The sequence below is a fragment of the Priestia sp. FSL R5-0597 genome, assembly GCF_038006305.1.
Taxonomy (GTDB): domain Bacteria; phylum Bacillota; class Bacilli; order Bacillales; family Bacillaceae_H; genus Priestia; species Priestia zanthoxyli.
In genome coordinates, this window is record NZ_JBBOUZ010000001.1 from 4165995 (window position 1) to 4190036 (window position 24042).

The 24042-nt window shown below is 38.3% G+C and carries 27 protein-coding genes and 1 riboswitch; of the genes, 4 read left to right on the top strand and 23 right to left on the bottom strand.

Going from position 1 to position 24042, the window contains the following annotated elements:
* Positions 1-4: 4 nt before the first annotated feature.
* From MKX72_RS21995 to MKX72_RS22030, 8 genes are all read right to left on the bottom strand, one after another.
* Positions 5-607 (bottom strand): genetic competence negative regulator, encoded by a 603-nt coding sequence (locus MKX72_RS21995; protein ID WP_025750420.1) that lies wholly within the window; start codon positions 605-607, stop codon positions 5-7.
* Positions 608-734: 127 nt separating this feature from the next.
* Positions 735-1646 carry a MerR family transcriptional regulator gene (locus tag MKX72_RS22000; protein ID WP_028411523.1) on the bottom strand — a complete coding sequence of 304 codons (912 nt, stop codon included), beginning with the start codon at positions 1644-1646 and terminating at the stop codon, positions 735-737.
* A 107-nt stretch (positions 1647-1753) separates the two neighbouring features.
* Complete coding sequence (locus tag MKX72_RS22005) at positions 1754-2521, bottom strand: metallophosphoesterase (protein ID WP_028411524.1); 768 nt, start codon at positions 2519-2521, stop codon at positions 1754-1756.
* Between the two features lie 20 nt (positions 2522-2541).
* Entirely contained in the window at positions 2542-2916 is a 375-nt protein-coding gene (locus MKX72_RS22010; RefSeq protein ID WP_028411525.1) for a hypothetical protein, read from the bottom strand.
* Positions 2917-2970: 54 nt separating this feature from the next.
* A complete protein-coding gene (locus MKX72_RS22015; RefSeq protein ID WP_033579743.1) occupies positions 2971-3426 on the bottom strand; it encodes a DUF2663 family protein in 456 nt (151 codons plus the stop codon).
* Between the two features lie 88 nt (positions 3427-3514).
* Positions 3515-4120, bottom strand: a complete 606-nt coding sequence (locus MKX72_RS22020) for a CPBP family intramembrane glutamic endopeptidase (protein ID WP_028411527.1) — start codon at positions 4118-4120, stop codon at positions 3515-3517.
* Positions 4120-5637 carry a RecQ family ATP-dependent DNA helicase gene (locus MKX72_RS22025; RefSeq protein ID WP_028411528.1) on the bottom strand — a complete coding sequence of 506 codons (1518 nt, stop codon included), beginning with the start codon at positions 5635-5637 and terminating at the stop codon, positions 4120-4122. Before MKX72_RS22025 ends, MKX72_RS22020 begins: the two co-directional genes overlap by 1 nt.
* Before the next feature lie 23 nt (positions 5638-5660).
* Positions 5661-6710, bottom strand: coding sequence for a helix-turn-helix domain-containing protein (locus tag MKX72_RS22030; RefSeq protein WP_049166180.1), 1050 nt, complete (start codon positions 6708-6710; stop codon positions 5661-5663).
* Between the two features lie 257 nt (positions 6711-6967).
* Between MKX72_RS22030 and MKX72_RS22035 the strand changes: the two genes are divergently transcribed.
* Positions 6968-7216 carry a ferredoxin gene (locus tag MKX72_RS22035; protein ID WP_013059046.1) on the top strand — a complete coding sequence of 83 codons (249 nt, stop codon included), beginning with the start codon at positions 6968-6970 and terminating at the stop codon, positions 7214-7216.
* Positions 7217-7297: 81 nt separating this feature from the next.
* Here the strand turns inward: MKX72_RS22035 and MKX72_RS22040 are convergent, their stop codons facing one another.
* Complete coding sequence (locus tag MKX72_RS22040) at positions 7298-7873, bottom strand: ECF transporter S component (RefSeq protein ID WP_155007657.1); 576 nt, start codon at positions 7871-7873, stop codon at positions 7298-7300.
* Between the two features lie 154 nt (positions 7874-8027).
* A riboswitch (FMN riboswitch) is annotated at positions 8028-8171 on the bottom strand.
* Between the two features lie 299 nt (positions 8172-8470).
* On the opposite strand from MKX72_RS22040, the gene serA reads away from it, so the two are divergent.
* Entirely contained in the window at positions 8471-10045 is a 1575-nt protein-coding gene (gene serA, locus MKX72_RS22045) for a phosphoglycerate dehydrogenase (RefSeq protein ID WP_028411531.1), read from the top strand.
* Positions 10046-10076: 31 nt separating this feature from the next.
* On the opposite strand, the gene MKX72_RS22050 is transcribed toward serA, so the two are convergent.
* The 12 genes from MKX72_RS22050 to MKX72_RS22105 form a co-directional block, all read right to left on the bottom strand.
* Positions 10077-10766 carry a peptidoglycan DD-metalloendopeptidase family protein gene (locus tag MKX72_RS22050; protein ID WP_033579741.1) on the bottom strand — a complete coding sequence of 230 codons (690 nt, stop codon included), beginning with the start codon at positions 10764-10766 and terminating at the stop codon, positions 10077-10079.
* Positions 10767-10937: 171 nt separating this feature from the next.
* Entirely contained in the window at positions 10938-12710 is a 1773-nt protein-coding gene (locus MKX72_RS22055; RefSeq protein ID WP_033579740.1) for an ATP-binding protein, read from the bottom strand.
* On the bottom strand, positions 12710-13426 hold the full coding sequence (locus MKX72_RS22060) for a response regulator transcription factor (protein WP_013059051.1): 717 nt from the start codon (positions 13424-13426) through the stop codon (positions 12710-12712). Before MKX72_RS22060 ends, MKX72_RS22055 begins: the two co-directional genes overlap by 1 nt.
* A gap of 327 nt (positions 13427-13753) precedes the next feature.
* Positions 13754-14932: a c-type cytochrome biogenesis protein CcsB gene (gene ccsB / locus MKX72_RS22065; protein WP_155007656.1), complete on the bottom strand. Its 1179-nt coding sequence runs from the start codon at positions 14930-14932 to the stop codon at positions 13754-13756.
* Between the two features lie 11 nt (positions 14933-14943).
* Complete coding sequence (locus tag MKX72_RS22070) at positions 14944-16566, bottom strand: cytochrome c biogenesis protein ResB (protein ID WP_155007655.1); 1623 nt, start codon at positions 16564-16566, stop codon at positions 14944-14946.
* Between the two features lie 12 nt (positions 16567-16578).
* On the bottom strand, positions 16579-17100 hold the full coding sequence (gene resA / locus MKX72_RS22075) for a thiol-disulfide oxidoreductase ResA (RefSeq protein WP_028411536.1): 522 nt from the start codon (positions 17098-17100) through the stop codon (positions 16579-16581).
* A 198-nt stretch (positions 17101-17298) separates the two neighbouring features.
* The gene (locus MKX72_RS22080; RefSeq protein ID WP_028411537.1) at positions 17299-18024 is read right to left on the bottom strand and encodes a pseudouridine synthase; all 726 of its coding nucleotides are present in this window, start codon (positions 18022-18024) and stop codon (positions 17299-17301) included.
* 86 nt (positions 18025-18110) lie between these two features.
* Positions 18111-18644 (bottom strand): spore maturation protein, encoded by a 534-nt coding sequence (locus MKX72_RS22085; protein WP_013084923.1) that lies wholly within the window; start codon positions 18642-18644, stop codon positions 18111-18113.
* Positions 18641-19240, bottom strand: coding sequence for a nucleoside recognition domain-containing protein (locus tag MKX72_RS22090; protein WP_013059057.1), 600 nt, complete (start codon positions 19238-19240; stop codon positions 18641-18643). The genes MKX72_RS22085 and MKX72_RS22090 overlap by 4 nt, the downstream gene beginning before the upstream one ends.
* Positions 19233-20381 carry a D-alanyl-D-alanine carboxypeptidase family protein gene (locus MKX72_RS22095; protein ID WP_033579737.1) on the bottom strand — a complete coding sequence of 383 codons (1149 nt, stop codon included), beginning with the start codon at positions 20379-20381 and terminating at the stop codon, positions 19233-19235. The genes MKX72_RS22090 and MKX72_RS22095 overlap by 8 nt, the downstream gene beginning before the upstream one ends.
* A 117-nt stretch (positions 20382-20498) precedes the next feature.
* Positions 20499-21071 (bottom strand): SMC-Scp complex subunit ScpB, encoded by a 573-nt coding sequence (gene scpB / locus MKX72_RS22100; protein WP_048019796.1) that lies wholly within the window; start codon positions 21069-21071, stop codon positions 20499-20501.
* Positions 21068-21823, bottom strand: a complete 756-nt coding sequence (locus tag MKX72_RS22105; RefSeq protein ID WP_013059060.1) for a segregation/condensation protein A — start codon at positions 21821-21823, stop codon at positions 21068-21070. The genes scpB and MKX72_RS22105 overlap by 4 nt, the downstream gene beginning before the upstream one ends.
* A 198-nt stretch (positions 21824-22021) precedes the next feature.
* Here MKX72_RS22105 and MKX72_RS22110 point away from each other — a divergent pair, with 198 nt between their 5' ends.
* Together MKX72_RS22110 and MKX72_RS22115 are read left to right on the top strand one after the other, a co-directional pair.
* Complete coding sequence (locus MKX72_RS22110) at positions 22022-22120, top strand: YjcZ family sporulation protein (protein ID WP_170836726.1); 99 nt, start codon at positions 22022-22024, stop codon at positions 22118-22120.
* A gap of 132 nt (positions 22121-22252) precedes the next feature.
* A complete protein-coding gene (locus MKX72_RS22115; RefSeq protein WP_014458309.1) occupies positions 22253-22774 on the top strand; it encodes a DUF309 domain-containing protein in 522 nt (173 codons plus the stop codon).
* A gap of 75 nt (positions 22775-22849) precedes the next feature.
* Here the strand turns inward: MKX72_RS22115 and MKX72_RS22120 are convergent, their stop codons facing one another.
* Both MKX72_RS22120 and MKX72_RS22125 read right to left on the bottom strand, forming a co-directional pair.
* Positions 22850-23203 carry a GNAT family N-acetyltransferase gene (locus MKX72_RS22120; protein WP_013059063.1) on the bottom strand — a complete coding sequence of 118 codons (354 nt, stop codon included), beginning with the start codon at positions 23201-23203 and terminating at the stop codon, positions 22850-22852.
* Between the two features lie 244 nt (positions 23204-23447).
* Positions 23448-23882, bottom strand: a complete 435-nt coding sequence (locus tag MKX72_RS22125) for a peptidylprolyl isomerase (RefSeq protein WP_013059064.1) — start codon at positions 23880-23882, stop codon at positions 23448-23450.
* Between the last annotated feature and the right edge of the window lie 160 nt (positions 23883-24042).

Sequence of the window (24042 nt, forward strand, 5' to 3'; positions counted from 1 at the left end):
ACAGTTAAGAAAAGACAGAGTTAATATACTCCAGAGCTCTCTTTTCTACTAATATTTTTCCATATTCATTTACGCGGTGCTTTGTAATTGTAGAGGGATTTCCATACTCCGCCAAAACCGCAATCATATTCCCAACTTCAGCCGGTGACAGCATGTGATAATCCAACAGCACGTAAAAACGTTTTTCGAATGAATAGAGCACGCTATCCGTATCGTAAAAGTTTGACATGCGCTTGGTCAGCTGAATGACATCTTCAAATGAATCAAACTCAAAAAACATGTCTTCGCTTTCATCTAGCATGACCTGCATTTCAATGAAGTCCTCGAACTCGTCTTCATCGAACTCACCGTAGCTGGTTTCTTCTTCATACTGCTTTGTCACAAATACAACCATTCCCTGTGCTTGAAGTGAAAAAACTTCTACCGAAAGAGAATTTGTAGGTTCAAAGTTCAGTTCTTGAGAAGCTTGCTCTATCATTTCACGAAAGAGCTGTTTTACTTTGAATGTATCTGTCCATAGATCTTCTTTTGTTAACCCTCTTTCTTTTAAATCATCGTAGGTCAAAAAAACTTTTAGCTTATTATAGTTTAATCGTTCAAGCCTCATTAGCGTCCCTCCCCGCTTGCACTCATAACCACATGGTTCGATAATGCAGTATATGTATTTTTTGGAAAACGGTTCGTGATGTTTACTTACGAGTTTACAGGTTTATGAAAGGAAAGACAAGCTATTCTCAATCAATTTCTGCTAATTTTTTTGTTAGCCAGCTGTTCCACTCTTCTTTTGTATTTCCTAAAATAAACGGCTGAGCCTCGCCTTTTCTTTTGCTATCTAAACCATCAAACACATAACCGCCTAATCCTACTTTAAGATGCGGGAATTTCTTTATCATTTGGTTCGTCAAATTCAGTGTTTTCTCGGCATTTTCCATCATTGTGCATGACATAAATAAAAACGTTGGGTCTACTTCTTTAACAATTAGCTCAACATCTTTATCTTCAATGCTGCTTCCTAAATAAATAACCTCAAACCCTTTACGGCGTAAAAATAGCGTAAAGACTAGAAGTCCAACTTCATGTGTCTCATTAGGCCCACATACAGCAATCGCTTTAGGCAATAAGCCATTTGAAGGCAGCGAATAAAAAATCATGCTGATACGCGTTTTTAATACTTGAGTCGTATAATGCTCATGAGCACTTGTGATTTGCCCTTTTTCCCACATATCTCCAACCGTCACGAGTAGAGAACCCAAAATATCAATAACCACTTTTTCTACCGAATACAGGCTAAACGCATGATTAATTAAATCCTGTGCTTTTCCTTCTTCAAAAGATAGAAGCATCGTTAACAGCTCATCCCTAATTTTCTGAGGGGAATCTACTTCTCCTTCTTCTTCAAACGCTCCTACTGTACTACTTTCCGTTTCTAATAACGAAACCGCTTGACTAATCGTAAAACCTCCGCTCACTTTTTCCGTGAGCCATTTTAATTTCCGCAAATCTTCCTCTGTATATAACCGATGCCCCGATTCATTGCGGACAGGATTTAAAATTTGATAGCGTCGTTCCCATGCACGCAAAGTTCCCGGCTGGATCCCGACCATATTTGAGATGGCTTTAATATTATACTTCCCTTCGTGAGCCATACGTAACCTCCAACTACTCTTCGTGAACTGTTTCTATTAATTGAATTATAGGATAAGTTATCCTGTGTGTAAAATTTGTATATGCTATGTAAAGAGTTTGTTCAAGGCTATTCTTTCCTTTTTAAAGTGATATAATGCGTTTGTGCTCTAGCTTGTAAACGGAGAGGCAGGGAGGTTGTACCATATCCATTACTAACAAAAAGAGGAATCTGTCTTTTCTCTTTCAGCCCTCCTAATTCATACATACCAAAATTAAATAAGCGTATCTGTCCTCCGTGTGTATGTCCGCTCAAAATTAAATCTACTTTTGATTCTTCATCTACATAATAGATAACATCAGGATTGTGGCTTAGAAGAATGGTAAGCTGGTCAGGTTCAATGGAAGAAACAGCTCGCTTTAGATCCATCTCACCTTCGGATAAATCATCTACTCCCGCAAAATTGCATGTAGTACCATGTTTAGAAACTGCAGAGACATGCTCGTTTTTAAGGGTAATAACTCCCTCATCCTTAAGCATCTGCTTCAATTGCACTTGACTTACTTCGTAATCATTATTTCCCCATACAAAATAGACCGGTCCAAGCGTTTTAAGCTTTTGAATATTTTGACGAGCACGCAATAAAGGTACTCCTCCTTCTAGTAAGTCACCGCCTATGATCACAAAATCTACTTCACCAGGTATTTTTTCCAACAACTTCGACGAAACTGTTCGCTTATGTACATCCGATATAAAAAACAGGCGTAAAGGCTGCTGATTTCCGGGAAATGTTGATAAATGAATCGTTCTTTCTTCTACATATGTACGATGGGCTTCCGAAAACATAAAAATCAGCAGGCCTATGCCTAACGCTAAAATAATTAAAGAAATAACCATATATTCTCCTTCTTTTCATTTTATACACGGTGTGTTTCTGTTAAAGAAGAAAGGGCATAAATTGTCGCAATTGTTAACAAACCTACTACTTGATAAAGCGCAACTGTACTTAACGATAAAACTCCTATCACACATAGACATGAAACAAGATATTCATGCCATTTTACCTTATAGCCTTTTAGAAACAACCGACTTTGCAGAAACACTTTACGAACTGCCGCCGACAGACAAAAAAGAGCCGTGAAAAATAAGATTATAATACCAAACACATCTAACGGATGTAAAATCATTTGAATAAGTAAATAGGTTAACGAAGCTTTTGAGCCTACAGCCGTTAAACTGCTGATATAATAACTGCATAACCACGCAGCCAGCAAGTTAAACCAATCTCTCACAAAAAAACCCCCTTCACTAAACTTCTATGTAAAAAGAGGCTTTTTCATGCGATTCTATTTATTTTCATGATATAAATTAATTCCATAAGTGGACTGCATCCAGCGGAACGTTTCTTTTCGGTTCTCCCATGTTTCAGGCGTCGCCCATAGCTCTTTGCTTCTTTTAATAATCTCACAGCGCAAGTCTTGAAAAGTCTTTTCCGCTTTCTCGCTTTTTTTCTGCAGCTGTACAGTATAAAAATAAAGGGAGACGGTAAGCAATAGAAACATCAAATGCCCTATGTTACCTAACAAAAATGAGAAAAATTCGCTAAACGTCGTAAAAAAACCGCTTTGAAATATGAAAAAAAAGTAGCTAATAACAGCCGTTACGCTGGCTAAAAACAAAAGCTTCCATCTTTTCTCTTTAGCTTTCAGCTTATTAACCGTCTCTTTTCTTTTGATAACGCTCGCTAATATATATTGAAGTGTTTCATCGCTTTCAAAGTCTATCAACTTGTTTTCCAACATTCCACCCCCTCGTATGCTAGTACAACATATGAGTGAATATAAAAGATTATGTGGATAACACTGAAAATAATGGCTGTTTCCTTAACCTTTACTGCATGAGTTCTTCTGACTGTACAGATTTCCCTTTTGACTTTCGTATCTGCAGGCCTAATAAAAAATCAATGAGAAAATGAGTAAAAATCGTGACATACAAATTTTCAGTCCACCAAAACAGCAACCCTATTAAAAAGCTTAAAACCACAACCGAAATAAATAGAAACCACTTTTTTAAATATCGAATGTGAACGAGTGCAAATACGATACTCGCCCAAAAAAGGCCAAACTGAACTTGTATAACCCCTCGAAATAATATTTCTTCTGAACAGGCAACGATTAGGCAAATAAGGGCTAGATGAGGAATGGAACGATTAGCAAATAAACGTTCATTAATCCCTCCGTCATCATATAAATGCTCGGGTACACACTTCATTAGAAGCATATCTCCTCCTACTACCAAGAGAGCTGTACCTCCCCCGTACAATAAAATAGAAGCCCAATCCAGCTCAAAAAACTGTAAAAAGGAATGCCACGAATCAAATGTGAAAAAACCGATGCCTAAAGCAATAAAGCAGATGAGCAGCTGCGTTACATATAAATTTTTAACCAGCTCTGCATCCGTCATGGATGAAATAAGCTCTTGCTGTGACTTTGCCATTATATCTCTCCTTGACGAAGCAAACGAGCTAATTCTAATTCCCAGCCTTGAAATGTCCATTGCTCTTGCTCACCATTTGTTTTTTTATAGGCTTCTAAATCCAATCCGCAGCAATCGCAACAATTCTGAAGCTCTGATTTTCCCAGCTCATTGAAATAGCCAAGCAGCACCTGACGACGGCATTCTTTTGCCTCAATAAACTCCTTCATCGCACGGTACTTGTCATGTTTGTTTCGAAGACGTTTATTTACAGCTGCAACAATCGTTTCATGCAGCGATTCAGGGATTTTCCTAGGTTCAACATGTTCATTTTCCACTACATTTTCTCTGTACAAATAATAACGAATAAATCGCCAATGTGTTTCTTGAATACCCACTGTATAAAGAAAATGAGACTCTACTTGTTTTAAAGGAATGGCCTGATCATGATTTCGTAAATACGACAGGCAGTATAAGATGATATCTGAAGAAGGAAGCTCAATTTCAAGTAAAGAATGAGCAAAATCATCGTCTCCTTCAGCATAAAGCAAAATCGCAATACTGTTTTGCTGATCGCGTCCACTTCTTCCAATTTCCTGTACGTATGCTTCTAGCTGCGTAGGTGTATGAAAATGAATAACAAAGCGAACATTCGATTTATTAACCCCCATTCCAAATGCACTTGTGCAGCAAATGATATCCAGCTGATTTTCTAAAAATTGCTGTTGAACAAGCATTCTTTCATTCGGTTCCATTCCCCCATGGTAATACTGCACTCGCTGTATCCCATTTTCCTTTAGAAGCTGTGTTAATGCTTCTGTCCAAGATCGGCTGGAACAATAGATAATTCCTGGACTTTGCAGTTCACTAACGTACATCAGCAACTTCTCTTTTTTCTCTTCAATACTTGCAACAAAATCAACTTTCATCGCAATATTACTTCGATTCATGGAATAGATGTGCTCGTTGACAGCAGGCAGCGATAAGTAGCGCTTAATATCTTCCACTACTTCCCTAGTCGCAGTTCCTGTTAGTGCCAGACATAGCGGACTGCCAAGTTCCTTCCATATATCTCCTAACTGAAGATAATCCAAACGGAAATCATGTCCCCACTGAGAAATACAGTGCGCCTCGTCCACAACGAAAAGGCCTACCTTTGCCTGTTTTAATGCTTCTACCACAACAGCGTTTTGCAAAATTTCAGGAGATGCATAAATAAAACGATAAAAAGCTAAATCTTTTAGCGCCCGTCTTTTTTCTTCTTGTTGTAGGAAACTATTTAAGGCAATAACTCTCTTTTCTCCACTTGCCTTTAGTTGTTGAACTTGATCTTCCATCAGTGAAATTAAAGGAGATACAATCAGCACCGGTCGGTTCAACACATAAGCGGGGAGCTGATAGCACAATGATTTCCCTGTTCCTGTAGGAAGAACCGCTAACACATTATGACCTGTTAAAATATCTTGAATAATCTCTTTTTGTCCTAGTCGAAATTGGCTATAGCCAAATTGTTTCTGTAGAAGTTGTTCTATCTTCACATCAAACACCACTTTTTTTAGTATCAGGTAAAATGTTTTGCTAATACGAGACGAATCTGAAAATAGGTAACGTCGTCTTTTACTTCTTCCTTTATCGCCTTTAATTTATTTGTACGCAAACTTTCAAAAGCCGAGATAATTTCTTCCTGCTGCTTAGGCGATACGTATGCATCGATTGAAAAAGATGGAACAAACAGAGCTAATTCTGCAATATGATCTTCAATTGTACTTTCTTTTAAACGCCTTATATAAGCAATTTCTTCAAGCGCCTTTCCTTTTTGAAGCCAGCTATACGTTTTTAACGTCGAGCTTGTCAAAGGCAATTCTAAATATAGATCATGCAAAAAAGAAGAAAGTACATGAAAGCTTTCATTATTTTGACTCACTTTTTCAATGATATGATGAATAACCCCTAAAAGTTGAATATGCACATAATGCTCATCGAGTTCATATTGATATGCTAACTGATTTTTTGTAAAGCCTACTCTTTCGTATCCAGTCAGTTGCAAAACAAAAAGAGACGCATCCCGTTCCGTACAATCTTTCAAGCACGTTCGGAGCTCTTTGAATAGCTCGGCGGCTAACTCTTGACGCGTTTGCTTTTGAGACATAATATACGTTTTGACCCATTGAATGACCTCAGGATTTTTGGAAATGGGTAAAAACCCTTTTTGAAAATACTGTAGGTTTGATAAGGTCTGAATGAACAAAGTGATTCTTGCTAAAAATAATTGAGTACTGCTTGCGAATTTCCATCCGTCTAAAGCTGGATGAAAGGGCCGAGCCGTCAGTTCATCTTCAAGGCGTGTTCGTCCCTTATCTGTCATCACATACTTTTGATTTTCAGTTTCTTCGATATACTGCTGTTCTTTTAAATATGCAACGCAGGTTTCAAAAGACCGTTTATCTAAGTAAAAAAATGACTGAAAAAGAAAAGAGATTCCAAAAATTTTTCCGTCTTGAATTGTTTGCGCTGACTTTTTACCTGTTAATAAATGATAAATACCATAGGCGGTTCGCTCACCTTTTAACTGTTTTATACAAAATAAAATGCTAACTTGAATATAATTCAAAGGTGTCAACTTCCTTTCTCATTCATTGTACCAAAAGTGACCAATAGCATGTGAGATAAAGGCTTTTTAGCTCTTTCCTTTATGTATCAAAACGTTTGGATAAGTGAAGAAACCTTGATTTGATAAGCATTCTCAGTGACTTTTCTATTGAAAAGTTTTATAAATCATTTTACAATGAATAAGGAGAAATTTCACTCTTGATTCGCGAAGAGATTATATAATGAGAAATTTTCGAACACTTTACAGGAGGTCTTGTTATGCCAAAATATACAATTGTTGATAAAGATACTTGCATCGCATGCGGCGCTTGCGGAGCAGCAGCACCAGACATTTATGATTATGATGATGAAGGTATTGCATTCGTAACATTAGATGATAACCAAGGTGTAGTAGAAATTCCAGAAGATCTAGAAGATGATATGATGGATGCAATGGAAGGCTGCCCTACGGATTCAATTCGCGTAGCGGATGAAAAATTCGAAGGCGATGCTAATAAATTCGAATAAGTATTGAACAAACCTGTAGTATAGTACATGCTGCAGGTTTTTTTATATATAAAAATCGCTCTCCCCGGGAGAGCGATTGAATTAAACAGCAACGCGGCGCGTGATCCATTGCTTCATTTTTGAAAACAATAAGACAAAAATAACCCCTGTTGCTGCTCCTTTTATTAAGTTAAACGGCAAAATACCTGCAACGATATATTGACGCGCTTGTTCACTAGACATTTCTGGCGATTGTAAGAAGATTGTATACGCTGGTAAAAAGACATAATAATTTAAGACAGCCATGAGTACCGTCATTACAACCGTACCCGTAACCAAACCTATCGTTACGCCTTTAGCTGTTTTAAATCGACGGAACATATATGATACAGGAAGAACGAACAGTAAACCAGCTACAAAGTTCGCCACTTGACCAACCGGAACCCCTGTAGCACTTCCTTGAATTAAATAATTCAATAAATTTTTTATTCCTTCTACTATAACAGCAGCCATAGGTCCAAATAGAAGTGCTGCTACGAGTGCAGGAATTTCGCTAAAATCAATTGTTAAAAACGGAGGTAATCCAGGAATCGGAAAATTAATCATCATTAAAATGTAAGCAATACTGCTTAACATTCCTAGTATAACCAGCTTTTGAGTTTTCTTACTTTGTTGCATCTTGCCTCTCTCCTTCTTTGTGATCCACTCTTCAAAGAAGAAAGGTTCAACTTCATATCCCCACGCAAAAACCTCCCAACAAATGATTCGTTGAGAGGAGACATGGCAGGCATATTTAATAAACGTTCATCACATTAGGTTTTGAACGCTGAACCTCCACCTTCTCCCATCCAGACTGTACTGTCGGCTTTGGAATTTCACCAAATCTGCTCGTATGTATTACATATAAGCTCGCGGGCTCAAAACAATTTGTTTTTTTACCGCCGGTCGGGAATTTCACCCTGCCCCGAAGATAGACCAATATTTAATTATGAATTTATTATATGTTATCTCGAATTAAAAGTAAATAAAGAAGTTTTTTTAATTCCTATTAAATTGATGTCTTTTATAAACTTCATTACTGTTTTATATGTAAAATAAGGAAATAAGTGCATAACCAACAGCATTATGACATATTTATAGTTTCAATTTTACGTTTACAATTGTGTATTTGATAACTAATTGTAAAGTTTAAAAAATATAATTGACAGAATTTTTTTAACATGGTAAATTATCAAATATTTGATGATAGTAAAATTCAAGGGAGATGTTCACGTCATGTATAACGTATTAGTAGCTGATTCAATTAGCAATGAAGGTCTTGCTCCACTACTTGAAGCTCCTCATGTGAATCTTACGCGAAAAAAAGTTGAAGAAGTTGAGAATGATTTGCATACGTACGATGCGCTTTTAGTACGGAGTGCTACGACGGTTACAGAGGATTTGCTGGCAAAAATGCCGAATTTAAAAATTGTTGCTCGCGCTGGAGTAGGTGTCGATAATATTGATATTGAAGCCTCAACCAAACGAGGGGTTGTCGTTATTAACGCGCCGAACGGAAATACCATTTCAACGGCGGAACATACATTTGCTATGATGGCTAGCTTGTTTCGGCATATCCCCCAAGGAAATGCTTCAGTCAAAGCGCGCGAATGGAACCGCTCAGCATTTGTTGGAACAGAGCTTAATCGCAAACACCTGGGCATTATCGGATTTGGACGAATTGGCTCAGAGCTTGCTAAACGCGCAAAAGCCTTCAATATGAGCGTTCACGTTTACGATCCTTTTTTAACCTCTTCCCGAGCTGAAAAGCTAGGCGTAGAATTATTATCCCTGGATGAATTACTAGCAGCAGCGGATGTAATTACCGTACACACTCCGCTTACGAAAGAAACCAAGGGATTGCTCAATCATGAAACATTAGCCAAAACAAAGAAGGGTGTATTTTTATTAAACTGCGCACGCGGCGGGATCATTGATGAAAAAGCCTTAGTTCATTATTTAGAAATTGGCCATGTTCAAGGTGCAGCTATTGACGTATTTGAAGTTGAACCGCCGATTGATAACCCTTTGTTACATTTTGATCAAGTTATTACAACTCCCCATTTAGGAGCTTCTACAAAAGAAGCCCAGCTTAACGTTGCTGAAGACGTGGCACATGACGTTCTGCGTTTTCTAGAAGGTAATCCTGTAAGTTCATCCATTAATTTACCAACGCTTTCTAAAGAAGTTTTTGAAAAAATTCAGCCGTTTACGAGCCTTACTAAACAAATGGGAGCTATTTTATCTCAATGCATGCGAGAACCCGTTCAGCATATCTCGATCTCCTACGGAGGTACAGTGACGGATTTAGAAACCACTTATATTACACGGAGCTTGTTATCAGGCTTTTTAACCCATCGTATTGACTCACCTGTTAACGAAGTCAATGCTTCTATGATTGCCAAAGAACGAGGAATTACATTTGGTGAAAAAACATCGGAAGATACGCAAGGATATTCTAATATAATTGACGTTACAGTAACAGGCGAACAGCGTACATTTACCATTACGGGCACTTATATAGCAGGATATGGACCTCGAATTGTTAATATTGATTCGTTTGATATTGATTTTTATCCAGAAGGACATCTTCTTTATATCCGTCACAGTGATCAGCCCGGAGTTATTGGAAATGTAGGGAAAGTACTTGGAGATTTACGTATTAACATTGCTACCATGCAAGTGGGCCGTAAGCAAAAAGGCGGAGAAGCCATTATGATGCTCACGTTTGATAAACTTTTAGATGATTCTGTCATCACTTCATTAAAACAAACAAGCGAAATTGTGACCATACAGCGCATTGAGTTGTGACATTGAAAAAAGAGCCTTAGCGGCTCTTTTTTTATGGACTTATTTTTAACACTTGTCCTGCATTTAAAGCGGTGTTCTTTAAATGATTCCACTTTCTTAGCTGCTCCACATCGACTTCATATTTGGCCGCAAGTTCAGATAATGTATCTCCTTGATGGATAAGAATACAGTTATCAGAAGCCTGATGTAACTGCTGAAAAACCGTGGCAGCTAAATCGTTTTTTACGTATGCCGATAGTTTTTGCTTGTCCAATTTGGCGAGTGGGTTTACCGCATTGGTTTTATCCGGATTCCAACTTCCTTGATGAACTTCAAAATGCAAATGTGCACCTGAAGATCGTCCTGTATTGCCAACCCATCCAATGTTTTGACCTGCGGCTACAGAATTTCCTTCTGCAACAAGTCGTTTCTCTAGATGAGCATAGACCGTTTCGTATCCATTCGTTTGTTTGATAAAAACAACTTGCCCGTATGTATTTGAATAATAAGAGCGGCTCACCACTCCTTTTGCAACAGCATACACCTGTGTACCAACAGGTGCTGCTATATCGATTCCAAAGTGTTTGGCGTGACGAGAACCAAATATATCAGTTAAGACTCCTTCAACCGGCCACTCCCACTGCTTCTCTTCTGCCTTTACCATTTGTCCGCCCAAAAATAAAAGACCTATACACAATCCCATCACTAATACAACCAATATTCTTCTTAACACGTCAATCATGAAGAAAGAACCTCCTATGTAGATCATTGCACACAAAACATACTATATGCCAATTCCTTCTCTTTTAGACTTGTTTATAGAAAAAATAAAGAGATGTGATTCTCCAATGAATCACATCTCTTTGCTATTCTTATTATTTCAGCCGAAGACAAACTGTTATTTAGCATGTGTTTACTTTGGCAGTTTGATAAAGAAAGTTGTTCCTTCATTTAATTCACTTTCAACCGCAATAATCCCTTGATGTGCCTCCACGATATTTTTAGCGATCGCAAGCCCAAGACCAGTTCCTGACTTTCCTCTCGTTCTGGCTTTATCAGCTTTATAAAATCGCTCAAATACAAACGGAAGATCTTCTTTTGGAATCCCTGCTCCCGTATCTTGAACAGAAAGATGGATTTCGGATTGACTTTTATCAAGATGCAGCTTTACTTCTCCGTAGTCATCCGTATGACGAATGGCATTATCAATTAAGTTTGTCAGCACTTGTTCCATACGGTCTGAATCAATCATCGCTTCAAATTCATCTTCTATTTTTCCATTAAGAGACAGTTTAATATGTTTTTCTTTAGCTAACCCTTGAAACTTGCGCAAAACACGTTCTGTAAATTCAACCATTGCTACAGATTCTAAGTGAAGCTGCACATGTCCCGCTTCCATTCGCGCTAAATCTAAAAGTTCATTTACAAGCCGGCCCATACGGAGTGATTCATCATAAATCACCTGTGCAATTTCTTTCTTTTCTTCATCCGTACTTGCAATATCGTCAATAATAGCTTCACTATAACCTTGAAGCATAGAAATAGGTGTACGCAATTCATGAGACACGTTTGCAATAAAATCTTTTCTCGATTTATCAAGTTTACGCTCTTCAGACATGTCTCGCAGTACAGCTACAGCACCGCGGATTTTCGTTTGATTATAGAGCGGTGACATTAAAATGACCCACGTTTTCCCTTGAATTTTCAACTCTGCACTTCGCTCCGTTTCAGTCTCTACTACCGTTTGAAACAAATGCACGACGTTTGCTGGAAGCTCAGGCACCTGCTGGTTGTTCACATCCTGCTCGTAATACCAAGTCTGAAGAAAATGCTCCGCTGGGGGATTGGTAATTAAAATCGATCCGTCTCTACTAAACGTAATAACACCGTCTGCCATACTGCTTAAAATACTTGAAAGCTGTTCTTTTTCCTGATTGAGCGCATTGAGATTAAACTTTAACTGCCTGCCCATTTGATTAAAAGCAATCGCTAACTCTCCAATTTCATCGTGAGTTAAAATAGGTACTTTTGTATCAAAGTTCCCTTTTGTTACTTCAAATGCCGCCTGCCTCATTTTTCTAAGAGGTGCTGTAATTCGAGTGGATAAGAAAAAAGCAAAGATAGTAGTTAAAATAATAGCAATACCTGCAGCCAATAAAATGAACTTAGTCGTATATTGAGCGGGCTCTTCAATTTCAGAAAGAGATTGATACAGATAAACGCCGCCTGTCGGTTTATTATCTTTCATTAAAGGTACACCGACAACAAACATTAAAGGCTCATCACTCGTGTCTTTCTTTGTGGTCATGTACATTTTTTCCCGTATTACTTTGCCTTTTTCAACCACTTGATTTAGCTGATCGTTTTGTTTAACAATGGCCGAAATAGCTTTCTTATTTTCTTTATCAGGATGTGTGGAATGCCAATAGAAATCTTTATCTTGAACAATAACTACACTTGCTTGATCTGCAAGTTCACGAGCAATGGATAGTCCTAGCTTTTCATCCTCTGTTTCCTGCACAATGGTAGAGATTTTAGCAGCCGTTTTAGTTAAACGGTTTTCTGCGTCTACAACATGATAATTTTCAAAAAACTGAAGCAGTAAAATGGTCAAAATAAATAAAACAAGCGTAACGAGCAATAGGATAGTAAACCATAGTTTACCAACTACACTTCTCCAAAACATCAGTTATTTTCAACCTCAAATTTATACCCTACTCCCCAAACGGTTACGATCATTTTCGCCGCTTGTGACGATACGCGATTTAACTTTTCACGCAAACGCTTGACGTGCGTATCTACCGTACGAAGATCTCCAAAGAAATCATAATGCCACACTTCACGCAGCAGCTGCTCTCTGTCGTATACTTTATCTGGCGTTTTTGCAAGGTAGCATAATAATTCATATTCTTTTGGAGTTAAGTTAACTTCTTTTCCGTCTGCTGTAACGCGATGTGCATCATTATCAATGGTTAAGTGATCAAAGACAATAAGGTTTTTCACGCTCGTTTCTGGCTGAATAAACGTTGCTTGAGAAGAACGTCGAAGCAGTGCTTTTACGCGAAGAACCACTTCTCTTGGGCTAAACGGCTTAACGATGTAATCATCTGTACCTACTTCAAACCCTTGGACTCTGTTTACTTCTTCACCTTTAGCTGTAAGCATGATAATAGGAGTTGCTTTTTTCTCGCGAATTTGTTTACAGACCTCAATACCGTCTATGCCAGGCATCATTAAATCTAATACAATCAAATCATAATCTATGTGTAACGCTTTTTCGATTGCTTCATGCCCGTCGGCTGCTTCTTCAATGATGTATCCTTCTTTTTCTAAGTACATTTTTAACAATCGTCTAATGCGATCTTCATCGTCTACTAGCAGTAATCTTTGTTCGTTTTGCATGTATTTTCAACCTCCTAGTCTTAGTGTACAAAAAAAAACCGGCGAGTTCTACTTATGTTACCCAAACAATGTGACAATTCGTGAACACCTTTATGAAAAATAGCTTTTTTCCTCAAAAAAGAGGTTGAGACATATCGAAATCCATCCAATCTACAGATGGACAAATAAAATACAGGAGCTAGAAGCAACTACATATATGAAGCCTCCGTTCACCATGCAAATAAAAAATCCGAACAAATGTGATTCTCCATCAAGAATCTCAACTCATCGTTCGGATCTTCTTCAACTAAAATATCTTTATTTCAGCCTCTATTCTATTTTTAAAGGTTACGCATATGAATGTAAACCTGCAATAACTAGGTTCACGGCCACTAAGTTGAACATGATGATGGCAAACCCGCCAACTGCCAGCCAAGCTGATTTTTCACCGTGCCATCCTTTAGACAGCCGAAGATGAAGAAAAGCGGCATAAAATAAAAAGGTGATCAGCGCCCACACCTCTTTGGGGTCCCATCCCCAAAAGCGCGTCCAGGCCATCTGAGCCCAAATCATAGCGAAAATAAGTGCTCCTAATGTAAAAATAGGAAATCCAATCGCCACTGCTCTGTAGCTTACTTCATCAAGCAAGTCGCTGTTTACCTGCTTCACAAGCGGCTGCAGCGCGGCTCCAATTCGCTTCCGTAAAATAAGACGAATCAGCCAATATAAGACAAACCCACCGGCTAACGACCAAATAACCGTATTTAATTTTTTAGCATTGATAATAGCCGGCATATCAACAAGCGGCTGTATGTCGTTCCCGTCTGTCCACTCACTTTGATGAGGCCCCACTAGCGGAACCATATGATATACGACTTGCTCTTGTTCGCCACTTTTATTAACCCAATTAAATGATGACTCGTAGTGAGCCACATTAAAAGCCAGCGTCACCGCTACAAACCCAAGCGTACTAATAAGCGTATACAGGATGAATTCCAGCCAAAATGCTTTTTTATTTCGCTTGGATTGATCAATTGTTTTGATTAAATAAATCAATCCTGCAACAAAGCTAATGGAAAGCACGGCTTCACCCGTAGCTGCCGTTGTAACGTGAATATGCAGCCAATTCGTCTGGAGAGCTGGTATCAGCGGCGTAATTTCAGTTGGAAACATGCTTGCATAAGCAATGATTAAAAGAGCCACCGGCAAGGCAAAAAGTCCAAGCATGCTAAGACGATAAATAAAGTAAATAACAATAAATGCGCCAACAAGCATCATGCCAAAAAACGTCGTAAATTCAAATAAATTACTAACAGGAGCGTGGCCTGATGCAATCCACCTTGTAATGAAATAGCCAATCTGTGCAATAAAACCGATGATGGTAACCGCAATTCCAAACGTTGCCCACTTTGTTTTCTTTTGAGCTGCTCGCTTATCTCGAATAGCTCCTCCGAAAAAAAAGGTTGCAACTAAATAAGCAATAAACGCCACATACAGTAAATTACTACTTATACTCGCGTAATCCATGCTTTTTCCTCCTATTTTGTTTCTTTATCATTTTGGTCCTTCAGCTGTGTGAGGGATATGGATTCTAATAAACCATTTAATTCTTTTTTAAGACCATACCAGTTTTTATTTGTATGTGCGGCCAACCATATCTCATTATTGACTTTTTGAATCCACATGCGGCGATGATTCCAATACATCCCTTGAATCACACCAATCATAAAGATGGCTCCGCCAATCCCTAAAAACCAAAGCGTATAGTCTCTGCGAACGGTTAATCCCGTTACATTTTTCGTTTCCACACCAGCAAAGGTCATTTTATAATCGTTATTTCCTAGCGGTTCCAAGTTCTCTCTAATTCCAACAAAAGCAACTTCGCCTTTTTTATGCTGAGGCGTAATCATTTTAAATACAAAAGCCGGGTTGTTAGGCACTCTTGTTTTTGTATTTGGGTTTCCTTCATCATCAAAGAAAAAGTCTGGAAAGTAGCTCATGAGCTTGACTTTATATCCGTTTTTTAAATCATATGTTGCTTTTGGATTATGTAAATCTACTGTAAGTGAACCAACGTTTTTATTTGCATTTTTATCTGTTAAATGGAAAGACATAGAGCTAAACTCATTTAACTTGAAGTCCACTTGGTACATGGCATATCCTTCAAACTTAAGCGGCTGATTCACACGAATCTCTGAATCTTTTATTTTCTTTAGCTTTGGATCTGCTCCCGGTATAAGCTTTCCTTCGCGCTTATACAGACTAACATCCGCTTCATATTTTTTGGCTACTTTATTATTCCCTGCACGATCAATTGCTTCTTGAAACACGGCGCTTTCGCTATCTTTATCATACGTTTCCACAGTAAAACGATGGTTTTTCAAAAAATACTCTCCGTTCGTCCCAGGAATAACTTTTGTTTCACCTTCACGGATCCAAAGAACTTCATCTATATACATACCTGGTACAAATCTAAGCATAGCACCTAGTAAAAAGATAATGAGACCGATATGATTAACGTATGGACCCCATCTTGAGAAGCGTCCTTTTTCAGCCAGCAGATTGCCCTTTTCTTCGCGAATAGAGTATCTTCTTTTTTTCAGCATGCTTTTTACATGTTCATAATCTTGATCCGTCCACGATGATGAAGTGCTGTATAAACGCTGTCTCTTTAAGAAGTTTGGATGTTTTGTTACACTCTGCTTTTTTAGAGCTCGGTACAAAGGCACTACTCGATCTAAACTGCAAATGACTAACGACATTCCTAAAGCAGCAATTAAAAGCAAGTACCACCACGATTCATAGAGATGATGAAAACCTAACTTATAATAAAGCTCTCCTGTCCATCCATATTCCTTTTGGTAATACTCACCTGCTGTCACATTAGGAGGTATGTAAGCTTCTTGAGGATAAATGGTTCCGACTGCAGACGCAACAAGCGTCACAATAATGATCCAAATGCCTACCTTTACAGAAGAGAAAAAATTCCATATTTTATCGATAACTGTTTTATTGTACGTTTGCGATCGCCTTGCGCTTCCTTCATAACGCATATCTACTAATTTTTCAGTTGTTTCTTCTGCAATTGGTTTACCACAGGCTTCACACAAAATCGTACCATGCGGGTTAACGTGTCCACATTCACATTTTACGTGTTTCATTGTCAACACTCCCTATGGTTTAATTTCTTCCATATATTCTTTTATTTTAGATTCTTCTAATCCGCCAATAAAGCTGTCTACAATCTTTCCGTTTTTATCAATTAAAAACGTAGTCGGAAGAGGATCTATCCCGTACGCACCCAACACTTGTGAATCTTTATCCATCAAAATTGGAAAAGATAGCCCATACTGTTTAGCAAACTGCTCTACCGCTATATTCGTTTCTGCAACGTTAACAGCTAAAATTTCAACGCCTTGCTTTTTATATGCTGCATACTGCTTTTCCATCGCCGGCATCTCTTGTTTACAGGGCTTGCACCATGTTCCCCAAAAATTCAAAAAAACTCCTTTGCCTTTGTAATCTGATAGCTGATGAGTTTCTCCATTAATATCTCTTAATATAAAGTCAGGTGCCTCATCTCCTACCGATACCTTTTGTTTATCAGCAAAAAATTGAGCATAAAGGGTATATCCAACCGCGCACAGTAAAACTGCTAATATAACTGTTCGAATAATCAAGCGCTTTTTTTTCATAGCACGAACTCCTTTTAACCGCTTTCAATACGCTTTTTTTCTACCATTATATCATTTTTTTGGTAGTGGCTTTCCGATAATATTTCGACGTTTCTGTGAAGTCTTCCTCTCATTCTACAAGTTCGACATTTTTTCAAAAAACCTTGCTTGATTTTCTAATTCACGACATTTTTCATAAAAAAAACAGGTAAGTGAAAATTACTTACCTGTTTGAGACATTGAATATAATTGTTTGACTTCATGAGCCGTAAGCTCGCGTGCTTCTCCTGCATTTAATCCGCGTAAGTCTAAAGGTCCGTAGCGCTCACGTTTTAACTTTAATACAGAATGTCCGATTGCATCGAACATGCGACGTACTTGACGATTTTTCCCTTCGTGAATCGTCAGTTCTACGATCGCCGTCTGCTTGCTTTTATCAATGGAAAGAACTTTTGCACGAGCTGGTGCTGTTTTTCCGTCTTCAAGCATCACTCCGCGCTGCAGCTGTCTGATGCTTTCACGACTTGGGATTCCTTTAATTTTAGCCACATACACTTTATCCACTTCAAATTTCGGGTGCATTAGCTGATTAGCAAATTCACCATCATTTGTTAAAAGAAGTAAACCCGACGTATCATAGTCCAGACGTCCAATCGGGTAAATTCTTTCTTCTACATGCGGAAAGAAGTCAACGACTGTTTTTCTTCCTTTGTCGTCGTTAGCAGCTGAAATCACGCCTCTTGGTTTGTATAGCATAAAATAAACGGGCGCTTCGCTTTCTACCGGCACTTCGTCTACTTCAATTTTATCGTTAGGACCTACTTTCGTGCCCAATTCTTTTACAACTTTTCCATTTACTTTCACTCGGCCTTGGCCGATTAATTCTTCAGCTTTACGTCTTGATGCTACACCTGCGTGAGCAATCACTTTTTGTAATCGTTCCATTAACACTTCACCTCTTGTAACATCTTACTTGTTTACGAAGTAATACACAAGTCTATTTGCCACACAGAGGTAGAATTTTCGATTTCTTACCGGCCAAATACAAGGATTACGATCACAACTGAGGCAATAATCCCTACCAAATCCGCCAGTAAACCAACCTTCAGCGCATCTCCCATTTTTTTAATGCCAACCGCTCCGAAATAAACCGTTAAAATATAAAACGTGGTATCTGTACTTCCCTGCATGGTCGATGCCAAACGACCGATAAAAGAATCAGGTCCATATGTAGAAATTAGATCCGTTGTGATACCAAGGGCAGCCGTTCCAGATATCGGTTTAATAAGAGCTAAAGGTACAATTTCAGCCGGAACGCCGACTGCTTGCAGCATAGGTTTTAAAACAGATAAGAAAAAATCAAGGGCTCCTGAAGCTCGAAAAATAGAGATGCTCACTAACATGCCGACTAAGTAAGGAATGATGGAAAAAGCAATTTGTAATCCGTCTTTCCCTCCCTCTACAAACTTTTCATACGTAGGAATTTTTTTGTAGGTTCCATAAAGTAAAATACAGCCTACGATAAGAGGAATAAACATCAATGATACTTGATTAAGCATCGTCATTTTCGTTTTCCTCCTTTTCGCGTACGTCGATAATAAAAGAAGCGATCGATGATGATAGCTCCTATCGTAGCTACAACAGTTGCTAAAAGCGTAGTACCCACAATTTCAGTAGGATTAGCCGAGTTATACGTAATTCGAATGGCAATAACTGTGGTCGGTATAAGCGTTAAACTGGTTGTGTTAAGTGCTAAAAGTGTGATCATAGAACGGCTTGCTTCGTCTCTGTCGCCGTTCAGTTTTTTAAGCTGCTCCATCGCTTTAATACCAAGAGGAGTTGCCGCATTTCCCAGCCCAAACATATTCGCCATCATATTGGACAATATGTATCCTAAGGCCGGATGATCTTTTGGAACATCAGGGAAAAGTCTAGTAATAATGGGTCGAAATAGTTTCGCTAACTTGTCGAGAAGCCCTGCACTTTGAGCAATATTCATCATACCTAACCAAAAGACCAGCACGCTGATTAATCCAATGCTGATGGTCACCGCTTCGCCTGCTCCTTGAAAAATTGCTTTGTTTACATCACCAATTTTCCCATTTATAATTGCAAAAACAATTCCGATAATGGTCAGCAGCATCCAAATAATATTAACCATCTGTTTTGGCTCCAGACTGAATAAACATTAATCGCTTCACTCGATTAAAGAAACCTTCTTGCTGCTCGGCCTGCTTTTCGAAATAAATAGGAACACTGTCAATCGTTTCTCCACTTCTATAAATATCGAGCTTCCCTACAACATTAGGAACTTTCCCTGTTTCTTCCCACTGCTTTTTAGGCTGAATTAACGTTGTTTTCACTTCTACAGAGCTCTGTTCTTTCTTTGTAAGAGGATAGACGACATTTCGTTTAATATACAACTGATCTTTATAGAAAGAATCTTTTATATCTGCCAATTCGCCTTTTGCAGCTAAACTGGTCATATCATATTTATCAAATGCATTTTCATACATGGAAATGTGATCGTTCCAATCATCTGGCGCATTAATCGTTACGGCGATTAAATCCATTCCATCTTTTGTAGCAGTTGTCACAAGCGTTCGTTTTGCTAATTTTGTATATCCTGTTTTTCCGCCAGTACAGTATGCATATAGTGTTGTCAGCAGTTTATTTTTGTTTTTCCACACTCGATCCCATTTCTCTTCAGGGTGCTTCATTCGATAGACTTTTGTTCCTGAAATCTCTTTGAAAATTTTATTATTCATTGCATAGCGCATAAGCAGAGCCATATCGTGCGCTGTTGAGCGATGATTTTCATGATCGTCTAATCCATGCGGATTTTGAAATGTTGTATTCGTCATGCCAATTTCTTCTGCTTTTTTATTCATCAAATAAACAAATCCATCTTCGCTTCCTCCAACGGCTTCTGCGATAGCTACAGCAGCATCATTACCTGAGCGAAGCATCAAGCCATACACTAAATCTTTTAATTTTATTTTTTCACCTTCAACTAAATACACAGAAGAACCTTCAACGCCAACTGCGTTGTGGCTAACGGTAACTTTTTTATTTATTTTGCCAGATTCAATCGCCAGTATTGCTGTCATAATTTTTGTGATGCTAGCAATTCGGCTAACTTGATCTGCATTTTTAGCGTATAACACTCTTCCTGACTTCTGTTCCATCAAAATAGCACTATGAGCACTTACACTCCCTGCTGCAGATGATACGGAAGGCCAACCGCTGAGACATAGCAATACAATAAATAGATAGATGATACTTTTTTTGCTTCTTTTCATGTCATCCCCGTCCCTCTACCTGTTTGTACAAGTTTATGCTCGTCTTTTTTGGTTATGAATGAAAAGATTTGTCCATACAAAAAAGAACATAGAAAAACTCTATGTTCTTTTACGGTTTCACTTCATTTCTTGAAACGATTGAAAAAATAAATCTGCCTCTTGATCGGTTCCTTCTTGTAACAAATCTTCTGGAAGCGGCGGCAGCTCTTCGATACTTTTAAGCCCAAAATAGCCTAAAAATTCTTTTGTCGTTCCGTATAAGATGGCACGCCCTGCGCCTTCCGCTCGTCCCACTTCTTTTAACAGAACCTTTCCAATTAAAGTTTGAAGAGGTCTTTCCGTTTTCACTCCGCGAATCTCTTCGATTTCAGCTCTTGTAATTGGCTGCTTATACGCTACAATAGCTAACGTTTCAAGCGCTGCTTGTGACAATGATTGATTAGCAGGAGCTTCTACGAGCTTCTCAATATATGGTGCATGCTCTTTTTTTGTAACAAGCTGATAGGCCCCGCCTATTTCAACAAGTGTAACTCCTCTGAACTTACACTCTTGCTCTAAGCTTTCCAAAGCACCTTGAATGTCTTCATGAGGCTTTTCTATAATCTCAGCTAACCGGCTAATAGACAGACCTTCATCACCAGAAACAAAAAGTAAGCTCTCAATAATAGCCTGTAAATTATTCGTTGTCATTCCTCTTCATTCCTTTCTCGATACGATACATAAAGCTCGTCTAGATTGTGCTGCTGTTCCACAACGATTTCATTTTCTTTCATTAATTCCAGCACAGCTAAAAACGTTACAACAATATGATCACGCTCTTGATAAGGAAACAGCTGATAAAAACTTTTTTTCCCTTTAAAGGCTTTTAATTCATTCACAATTTCACTCATGCGCTTGTCAATTGGAATATCTTGTCTTGCTATTTTCGTCTGCATAGGCTTTTTGTTTTGCTTTCGTTTCATTAACTTTTGAAAAGCACTTAGCATATCATACAGTGATATATCCAACCCTTCGTCCTGAGGCTGCGTACGTTCTTCTGCATTTATTTGCACATTACTTGGAGGTTTTGTATACACATGACTTTGGTCTTCTTCCAGCTTTTGAAGCTCTACTGCCGCTTCTTTAAACTTTCGATATTCAATTAAGCGCTGCATCAATTCTTCACGGGGATCTTCTTCATCGACCATTTCAATTTCATCCATATCTTCTTCATACGTAGGCAGAAGCATTTTACTTTTAATTTGAAGCAAAGTTGCTGCCATGACTAGATACTCACTGGCAACGTCTAGCTGAAGCTCATTCATTGTATGTATAAACATCATATATTGCTCAGTAATTGTCGCTACTGGGATATCGTAAATATCAATTTCAAATCGGTTAATCAAATGCAGAAGAAGATCTAAAGGTCCTTCAAACGCATCTACTTTTACACTGTACTCCACTTTTATCTCACCAACACTTTTCAATTGCTTATCATTTCTGCTACTTTATATAACGTTACTATCATTAGTATAGAGGATTATAGACACATGTCCAATACAAATTAACGTAAAAATAGGTCATTTGCCCATACAAAAAGTTTAAACATACATATGATGTCAAGGTAATAACATTTTCAAATGGCTGAAGGAGGAACTCGCATGGGTGAAAAATCTTGTGGATACGGTAGCGGTTTCGCTTTAATTGTTGTACTGTTTATTTTATTAATTATTGTTGGTTGTTCTTGCTTACGCTTCTAACCACACATATTGAATAAAAACAAACGTGTTCGCCATACCTTGAGCACGTTTGTCTCTTTAAAGGCACAGCGCTGATGAATAGCTAATTTTTGTGATACACTACATATAGAGTCTTACCAGGAGGGAACAAGATTGTATTCACAAGCCTATATTGATTATTTAGTTCATTTTCATGGCGACCGGGATTACTTTGAATGCCATGAACTGCTAGAAGAACACTGGAAAAAAGACGAAAGAGGACACCGCAATATTATTTGGGTTGGCCTTATTCAAATTGCTGTTTCACTCTATCATCATCGACGTCAAAATTTCGCGGGAGCCAAAAGAACGATGCAAAAGGCGCTGGCAATTTTAACGAAGGAAGAAGAAAATATTGCACAGCTTGGACTTAATTATCCTTCACTGCTTAAACTTCTTCGCAAACAATTAGCTTTAATCGATACCTATCAGCCATATAAAAGCATTAACTTACCTATTGAAGATCCAGCATTATTACGAGCTTGCAAACAAAGAAGCACTGATAAACAGCTTGTCTGGTTATCAGCTTCTAATCTGCAAAATGATGCGATTGTTCATCGTCACAGCACGCGAGATCGTTCAGATGTGATTGCGGAAAGACAAGCGAACTTATTGGCAAAACAAAACAACAGGTAGCTAGAAGCTACCTGTTGTTTTATGATGACTAGGATGTGAAAGACGCTTTCGCACCTCAACTAATCATGCTTTTCTTTATTCATCCGCCTGACACTTTTCATAAAAAGGAGCGATGATTTCACTCGGCTTAATTTGTGCAGTCGTATACATTTCTTTAAGAGCTTTAATCATTTTTTTGCCAATGCCCTGTTGGCGGTGTGAAGGGTTTACACTGACGTGTTGAACCTCAATCAAACTTTTATCGAGCATGGAAATGCCAACAATTCCAATAATATCTTCTTCTTGCTTCCAAAGATACAGCTGCCAATGTTCGTTTTGCTCATATTCTTTCATCGTTTGTTGAAGTTTTTTTAAATCTTTTTCCGTAGGTACAAACGATAGAAGACCCATGGCAATTTTTTCATAGTTTCGTTTATAGCGAATAAGCATACGATTCTCCCTCGTCCTCAAACTTTCCTACAAATTAATGCGCTGCGTTTTTTACTGCTTTTATCATACAAAATTTATAAGTAAATAGCAATATTACACAAAAGCTTGTCATATGTCACGCGTGTATGAGAAACCTAATCTATTACGCTTTTTGAGCTGTTGCGCGAAGAAAAAACGCCGTAACCCCCTGTAAAAGGTTGTTATGACGTTTTATTAGCTGATATCCATTTATAGCAGTATACTCTTATTCTTCCCAGACTTTTACTTCTTTCATTACGTCGCCATTTTTCATTTTCAACACTGTATCAAGTCCTTCTGTTACTTTTCCAAATACAGTGTGAACACCGTTCAAATGAGGCTGTGGCTCATGAACAAGAAAGAACTGACTGCCGCCTGTGTCTTTACCAGCATGCGCCATTGATAGAGAACCCGCTTCGTGTTTGTGAGGGTTTCCTTCTGTTTCACATTTAATTGAATAGCCAGGGCCGCCAGCACCTGTACCAGTTGGGTCTCCTCCTTGAGAAACAAATCCAGGGATAACGCGGTGGAACGTTACGCCGTTGTAGAATCCTTCATTAGCTAACTTTTCAAAGTTTTCTACTGTTCCTGGTGCTTCGTTCGGAAATAAATCGATTAGAATTTTTTCACCATTTTCCATTAAAATACTTGCTTTTTTCATATAAATGACCTCCAATATATGTATTAGTACCGCTACAGGCTCTATCTTCCCCGTCAAAGCGGCAAAACGTAAAAGTTGTAAATGCCACCTAGAGGCAGAACACTTACATTTATAAACTCACTCTATTCTACTACAAACAAGCTCATGAATTCAATGAATG